This is a genomic window from Mixta sp., assembly GCF_024610815.1.
Lineage (GTDB): Bacteria > Pseudomonadota > Gammaproteobacteria > Enterobacterales > Enterobacteriaceae > Mixta > Mixta calida.
Genome location: NZ_JANION010000240.1, coordinates 1 through 5,479, shown reverse-complemented (window position 1 = coordinate 5,479; position 5,479 = coordinate 1). Strand labels below are relative to the sequence as shown.

The 5,479-nt window shown below is 56.6% G+C and carries 8 protein-coding genes; 3 read left to right on the top strand and 5 right to left on the bottom strand.

The window, feature by feature from the left end:
* Positions 1 to 82: 82 nt before the first annotated feature.
* From MYY08_RS18335 to MYY08_RS18325, 3 genes are all read right to left on the bottom strand, one after another.
* Positions 83 to 478 carry a YgiW/YdeI family stress tolerance OB fold protein gene (locus MYY08_RS18335; RefSeq protein ID WP_052133986.1) on the bottom strand — a complete coding sequence of 132 codons (396 nt, stop codon included), beginning with the start codon at positions 476 to 478 and terminating at the stop codon, positions 83 to 85.
* Positions 479 to 515: 37 nt separating this feature from the next.
* A complete protein-coding gene (locus MYY08_RS18330; protein WP_038629506.1) occupies positions 516 to 911 on the bottom strand; it encodes a YgiW/YdeI family stress tolerance OB fold protein in 396 nt (131 codons plus the stop codon).
* A gap of 151 nt (positions 912 to 1,062) precedes the next feature.
* Positions 1,063 to 1,305 carry a DUF1158 family protein gene (locus MYY08_RS18325; RefSeq protein ID WP_038629507.1) on the bottom strand — a complete coding sequence of 81 codons (243 nt, stop codon included), beginning with the start codon at positions 1,303 to 1,305 and terminating at the stop codon, positions 1,063 to 1,065.
* A gap of 363 nt (positions 1,306 to 1,668) precedes the next feature.
* Between MYY08_RS18325 and azuC the strand changes: the two genes are divergently transcribed.
* The 3 genes from azuC (at position 1,669) to MYY08_RS18315 (ending at position 4,322) form a co-directional block, all read left to right on the top strand.
* A complete protein-coding gene (gene azuC / locus MYY08_RS19295; protein WP_352411550.1) occupies positions 1,669 to 1,746 on the top strand; it encodes a stress response protein AzuC in 78 nt (25 codons plus the stop codon).
* Between the two features lie 322 nt (positions 1,747 to 2,068).
* Entirely contained in the window at positions 2,069 to 2,938 is an 870-nt protein-coding gene (locus MYY08_RS18320) for an alpha/beta fold hydrolase (RefSeq protein WP_257152249.1), read from the top strand.
* The gene (locus MYY08_RS18315) at positions 2,931 to 4,322 is read left to right on the top strand and encodes a hypothetical protein (protein ID WP_288015342.1); all 1,392 of its coding nucleotides are present in this window, start codon (positions 2,931 to 2,933) and stop codon (positions 4,320 to 4,322) included. The genes MYY08_RS18320 and MYY08_RS18315 overlap by 8 nt, the downstream gene beginning before the upstream one ends.
* 201 nt (positions 4,323 to 4,523) lie before the next feature.
* Here the strand turns inward: MYY08_RS18315 and MYY08_RS18310 are convergent, their stop codons facing one another.
* Entirely contained in the window at positions 4,524 to 5,000 is a 477-nt protein-coding gene (locus tag MYY08_RS18310; protein WP_038629513.1) for a YciE/YciF ferroxidase family protein, read from the bottom strand.
* A gap of 287 nt (positions 5,001 to 5,287) precedes the next feature.
* Positions 5,288 to 5,452: a con-10 family general stress protein gene (locus MYY08_RS18305; protein WP_038629516.1), complete on the bottom strand. Its 165-nt coding sequence runs from the start codon at positions 5,450 to 5,452 to the stop codon at positions 5,288 to 5,290.
* Positions 5,453 to 5,479 lie beyond the last annotated feature (27 nt).

The following is a 5,479-nucleotide window of genomic DNA, read 5'->3' as shown; positions in this document are numbered from 1 at the left end:
ATGTAAAGCGCAGCGGGAGAGGACATGTAGGTAAGCGTTCCCTTACTTCATGCAGCAAGGGAACGGGCGAAACGGCGGGAATTTACATCAGATTGAGCTTTTTCACATGAACCAGCACGTTTTTGCCATGGCGCAGCACGGTGCCGTTAACGGTGATTAAATCGTCCGGCTTCACTTCCTGGCCCTGCCAGACCGCATCGTCAATTTGCAGCTGTGCGGTGCCGGACGCGTCGCGCAACACCCAGGTTTTACTGCCGCTCTGGCGCAGGATATTGCCTTGCAGCGTTACCCAGGTGCCGGTCGAAAGCTGCGCCAGCTTATTCGCTGCCGTCAGCTTCTGGTTGTCAGTGACAGCGCGGTAGCCATCTTTCTGATCTTCCGGCGGCGGCGCTTTGCCGTCTGGATTAAAACCGCCATCGGCGGCCAGCGCAGGGGCGGCGATCAGGGCCGCCAGGCATAGCGTCAGAAATTTATGCATAACGGCCTCCTGTTATTTCATTAAGGCAGCGGCGGACTTATGGCGCGCCCAACTGTTCGACGTCGACCCAGCGACGTGCGCCGTCGTGACGCAGACGGCCGTTCATCCGCACCTGATCCTCAGCGTCATAGGTTTTGCCATCAAACACTTTTTTCGGGATCACCAGGTCAATGGTTTCATTGTTGCGACCGCGCAGCTGATAGCTCTGTTCGCCTTTTTGCTTCACGATATAGCCTTCCAGCGTCACCCAGGCGCCGTCGCGCATGGTTTTCACCTCGCTGATGGAGGGCGAAGTGGTGTCTTCCGTGCCTTTATAGCCGCTGTCCTGCGTGCGCGGCGGCGTCTCGCCGCCTTTATAGCCGCCAGCGTCATCAGCGAACGCAGGCAGGGTAAACAGGGCGATCAGGGCGGCGATAGTGAATTTTTTAGCCATAGCTTCTCCTTAATGATTGTCCTTTCGGGCAGGCAAAAAACGCCATATCAGATAATAAGCCTGGCACAGTCTGATAAAGTCGTGAGAAATCAGCGCAGGACCGCTGCAATAACGCGCAGCGGGGGGCAGGACGCGGGCCGGAAAAGGCGAGTTAAACCTGGCCGAAGCGACGCCAGAGAAAACGCAGCACAAAAAACTCAATGGTGCCCAGCAGCAGGAACCACAGGCAGAGCACAATGGTGTAAAGCTGGTTGAGATCGCTGAAGTGAAACAGCGACATCAGACGTGCCGCCAGCTCCGGGCCTAAAGCGGGCGCAGGCAGCAGCAGCGCGGAGAGAAAGCCCAGCAGCAGAATGCTCATCGGCGCAAGCCAGTTTTCAAAAGTGGATTTCATGGCGGTTAAAAGAGTAAGAAAAACCAGAGCGTTATTGTCCGGGAATTAGCGCGCGGGTTCAACGATTAGCGCCGCTAAGCGCTTCCGCCATTGGGTTATTCATCCCAAACGCTGTTTTATGCACAGACTCAACGGGATGCTCAATCCCGCATGTAGAAGAATATTCTTGAATAATCAATCATATGGCATCTGTAAAACCGCGAAAAGGTGAAAAAGCGGTCCTCTCGTTTAACTTTTGTTTAAGATAACATTTGCATAATCGTGGTCCATTATGTGATCTGCTTCAAAAAAACGTTGCCGGCCAAAAGGGCAGCCGTTATAATTTCGTTGATTTTTTCAACAAAAGTTATTCAGGTCCACGCTATGAAAAAGTTCTTTCGGTATGTGTTTCGTGCTTACGTTGAAACCTTTAAGCATGTACCGCCAGGCGCGCTGAACTAACGGCGCCGCCGCACAGAAACCCCTCGATAACCGCGGCCAGGGATCGGACCGATGGTTATCAAATCCTTCTTACTGCGATAACCCCTCTTTTCCAGCCGTGATGTCAGCGCCGCAGCCCGCCTGTGTCACTCTCTTTTTCTCCTAAATGCCGATTGTTGATAGCCATCGCACACTTTCATGCTCTGCGTCCCACAGGCGGGACGGCGGATAAGGCGAAGCGCCATTTAGCGCCTAAACTTAGCGGGTATCCTTACTCTGAGGGCAGCTGATGAAGAGAACACCCCGGCGGCGCGGGCCAGATAACCGCGCAGTGCTTCTCGGTATGGCCACCGCCATAGCCGGTACCGCCCTGCTTGTCAGAAAGTGGCGCAAGTGGCAGCAAACTCCGCCGGTCGGCATTCACAGCCATCAGGCGGGCCTGGCAGGCTACTATCAGCAGGTCGGACCGTGGCGCATGTTTACCCGCACCACGCCGGAGACACGCCCTGGTCTGCCGGTGGTGCTGCTGCATGGTCTCGCGCTTTCCGGGCGCGCGATGGAAGATTTAGCCCTGGCGCTCGGATGGGAATATCGCGTGCTGGTGCCCGATCTGCCCGGCTTTGGCGGCAGCGCGTTTCCCGCCTCGCAGCCGGTATTGGATGTCGACCGGCTGGCGGAGGCGCTGTGGATGTGGATGCAGCAGAACCAGCTGTCGCGGGCGATTTTCGTCGGCAACGCCTTTGGCTGTCAGGTGTTGGCCGCGCTGGCGGTAGCCCATCCCGAAGCGGTGGCGGGGCTGGTTTTACAGGGGCCGACCGTCGATCGCCGTTCCCGCTCGCTGCTGCATCAGGTCTGGCGTGACTGGCGCAACGGCCGCCGCGAATCGCACCGTTCGGCTGCCGCGCTCTGCCGCGTCGATTTCGCCAAAGCGGGCGTATGGCGCATGGTCGGCACGCTGCGCGCCATGCTGCGCGACCGTATTGAACAACGTTTGCCCCATATCAAAGCGCCGGTACTGGTGGTGCGCGGCTCGTATGATGTGGTGTCGCCAGCGCGCTGGGTGGAGGAGATGGTGGCGCTGTTGCCGCGCGGCGAGCTGATAACGCTGCCAAAGGGCACCCACACGCTGCATTACGTCTATCCCTGGAGCTACAGCCGCGCGATTCGTCCCTTTATTGCCCGCGTGCAGAAGGAGTATGAACATCATGAGTAAACCCCCACGCGGTATCGCCCGCTTCGACTCATCGGCAGCGATGGTGACGGCGCTGAGCAACGCGCTGCATCAACGTCCCTTTAGCAGCCCCAGCCAGTCGCCGGGTCTCGATCGCGTTTTGCCCGCGCTGAACCTGCTGCCTGAGCGGCTGCGCGAATGGGGTTACGCGGTCGGCGGCATGTCTGAGGGCATCACGCTTACGCAGGCGCAGCAGCTGGATATCGAAGGCATCGCGCGCTGGGTCGCCGGACAGTATCCACAACAGCAGTACCAGGCGGCCTTTGTCGGCTCCTCTAACGGCGCGATGGTGCATCTGGCGGCGGCGATGGGCGTGCCCTGGCTGCCGCAGACGTTCCTTTGTCCAGTACGATCTTTCCATAACGATCCCGATGACGCGCAGCAGGGGTTTACCGAAGGCAAGCCGATTGTTGATGCGCTACTGGCCACTTCGCCGCACATCGCGGTGCATCAGATGCAGGACCCGAATCAGGATCGGCTGATGCTGGAGCAGATGTCCTATTTCCGCCTGAAGCACCGCAAACTGCCGCTGGAATATAATGAGTTTTTACTCAGCGCGCTGCCGCCAGGCGGCACGTTGGTCATTAACCACTGTACCCAGCAGTGGCCCGCGACGCGCACCAGCGATCGCTCGTTTTATCAGTTTGGCTCGTTAGGCGGCGCCACCGAGCAGGAATATTTTGAAGGCGGGCCGCGGGTAATGGAGCATCTGGCGCGCTACGGCAGCGACCGGGAAAAATGGCAGCCGCCCGCGCCGGACGTCACGGTGCCGGAAGCGGAGTGGGGCTTTGACGCGCATCTGATGGCGGAGCTGAAAAAACTGGCGAATAGCCAGGGCTGGAAGCTGGTAGAGCTGCGCTACGAAAACCCGGAGGCGCTGAGCTTCGTCGCCGCCGAGATTTACCGCGACTGGTATATGTCGGCCGGGATTATCGCTTCGCGGCTGGTGGTGGACAATTTTCTGCTGATGGACCCCTGGACCACCATGCAGCAGCACGCCATACCTTTCTGGCTAAGCTTCTGCACCGAGCCGTCCGCCAGTTCGCTACAGCGCTACCTGGACAGGCAGCCGCCGTTCCGCAATATCGATCTGATGCTGTTTTCACACGGTACGGAAAGCATCGGCATGGCGTCCATTGACCGCTGGCAGCAGCTGTTAAACTACGCTACCGATGAAGGCGCGTTTGTCGGCGTCGATACGGAAAAATTTCCACGCGATTTCGCTACGCTGTCGCGCTTCGACCGTGAGCTACAGCAGCGCGCGCCGCTGTTGCCGCCGCCGGATCCGCTCACCGTCGAGTCGTTCCTGGCCGCCGTGCAGCGCTATGGCGATAAGTTTCATGTGGAATGCTTACAGCATAATTAGCCGTTTATTCACGACGCAGGGAGGCGTTGTGCGGCAGGCAAACAGAAAGGGTTAGCTATGGCGAAACGGAGCCGGCCGGCAATGCTCTGATGCAGAGAGAAGGGAACGGTAAAAGGAAATCGCTTGCGAGGCGGCAGAGGTTTTCGCGGGTGTCGGCGCAGGGCAAAAAAAAGCCAGGCCGTCGGGCCTGGCGTAAAAATCTTACTGCGTTTGTTCAGCGATCATCGTCAGTTTCTCATCGGTCGCTTTTTCTTCGTTCAACGTTTCTTCCAGCAGGCGAGCCGCTTCTTTGTAGCCCAGCTTGATGGCCATTGCGCGCAGCGTGCCGTAGGTAGCGATTTCGTAATGCTCAACTTTCTGCGCCGCGCCGATCAGACCGGCATCAAGCACCACGCCTTTTTCAACGGAATCAATCAGTTCCTGCGCTTCTTCCACCAGACCTTCCATCGCGTGGCACTTCATACGTTTGATACGCACTTCCGGGGTCGCTTCAACCAGCTGGTCAAGGCGCTCGATTTGACCTCGGGTTTCTTCGAGATGAGTTTTGAACGCTTCGATAAGTTTTTCATCGCTGGCGGCACGCGCCATTTTCGGTAGCGCACGGCTAATTTGTTTCTCAGCGCTATATACGTCAGAGAGATCGTGAATAAACAGGTCTTCCAGCGTTTTAATACTCATAATTTTCTCCATAACCAAAGGCTAATTCATTAATTAAATATTTCAGGGTAACGCGCCCTGTTAATTTCAGTATAGCCAGGAATAAACAACTGCAACGGCAAAAAGGTAAGATTAAGACTCATCCTGCTTTTACCGCTACGCTTGTTTTAAATAAGGACGCTTACCGAAAAGTCACTTTTATTAGTCAGCGCGCTCGTGGAATAGAAAAACACAAATAAAAATAGCCCGTAGTGCGAGAACGCACTACGGGCTTCACTAATCCTGTCAGGCGGCTGCCCGCTTAAAGATTAGCTGCGACGGCTGTTCTGACCGCCTTTTTTGCCTGCTTCAGAGGCTTTTTCACGGTCATTTTTGAAGTTGCCGCCGCTCTGCTGGCCGCCTTTTTTACCTGCTTCAGACGCTTTTTGACGATCTTCCGCGAAGTTACCTGAACCACCACGATGCTGAGTCATATTATTTCTCCTCGTGTGAGTTAACAG

What these genes read in the sequence shown, in the direction of transcription:
- MYY08_RS18335 (WP_052133986.1), bottom strand. Translation starts at nt 478, where the DNA reads ATGCATAAATTTCTGACGCTATGCCTGGCGGCCCTGATCGCCGCCCCT.
- MYY08_RS18330 (WP_038629506.1), bottom strand. Translation starts at nt 911, where the DNA reads ATGGCTAAAAAATTCACTATCGCCGCCCTGATCGCCCTGTTTACCCTG.
- MYY08_RS18325 (WP_038629507.1), bottom strand. Translation starts at nt 1,305, where the DNA reads ATGAAATCCACTTTTGAAAACTGGCTTGCGCCGATGAGCATTCTGCTG.
- azuC (WP_352411550.1), top strand. Translation starts at nt 1,669, where the DNA reads ATGAAAAAGTTCTTTCGGTATGTGTTTCGTGCTTACGTTGAAACCTTT.
- MYY08_RS18320 (WP_257152249.1), top strand. Translation starts at nt 2,069, where the DNA reads ATGGCCACCGCCATAGCCGGTACCGCCCTGCTTGTCAGAAAGTGGCGC.
- MYY08_RS18315 (WP_288015342.1), top strand. Translation starts at nt 2,931, where the DNA reads ATGAGTAAACCCCCACGCGGTATCGCCCGCTTCGACTCATCGGCAGCG.
- MYY08_RS18310 (WP_038629513.1), bottom strand. Translation starts at nt 5,000, where the DNA reads ATGAGTATTAAAACGCTGGAAGACCTGTTTATTCACGATCTCTCTGAC.
- MYY08_RS18305 (WP_038629516.1), bottom strand. Translation starts at nt 5,452, where the DNA reads ATGACTCAGCATCGTGGTGGTTCAGGTAACTTCGCGGAAGATCGTCAA.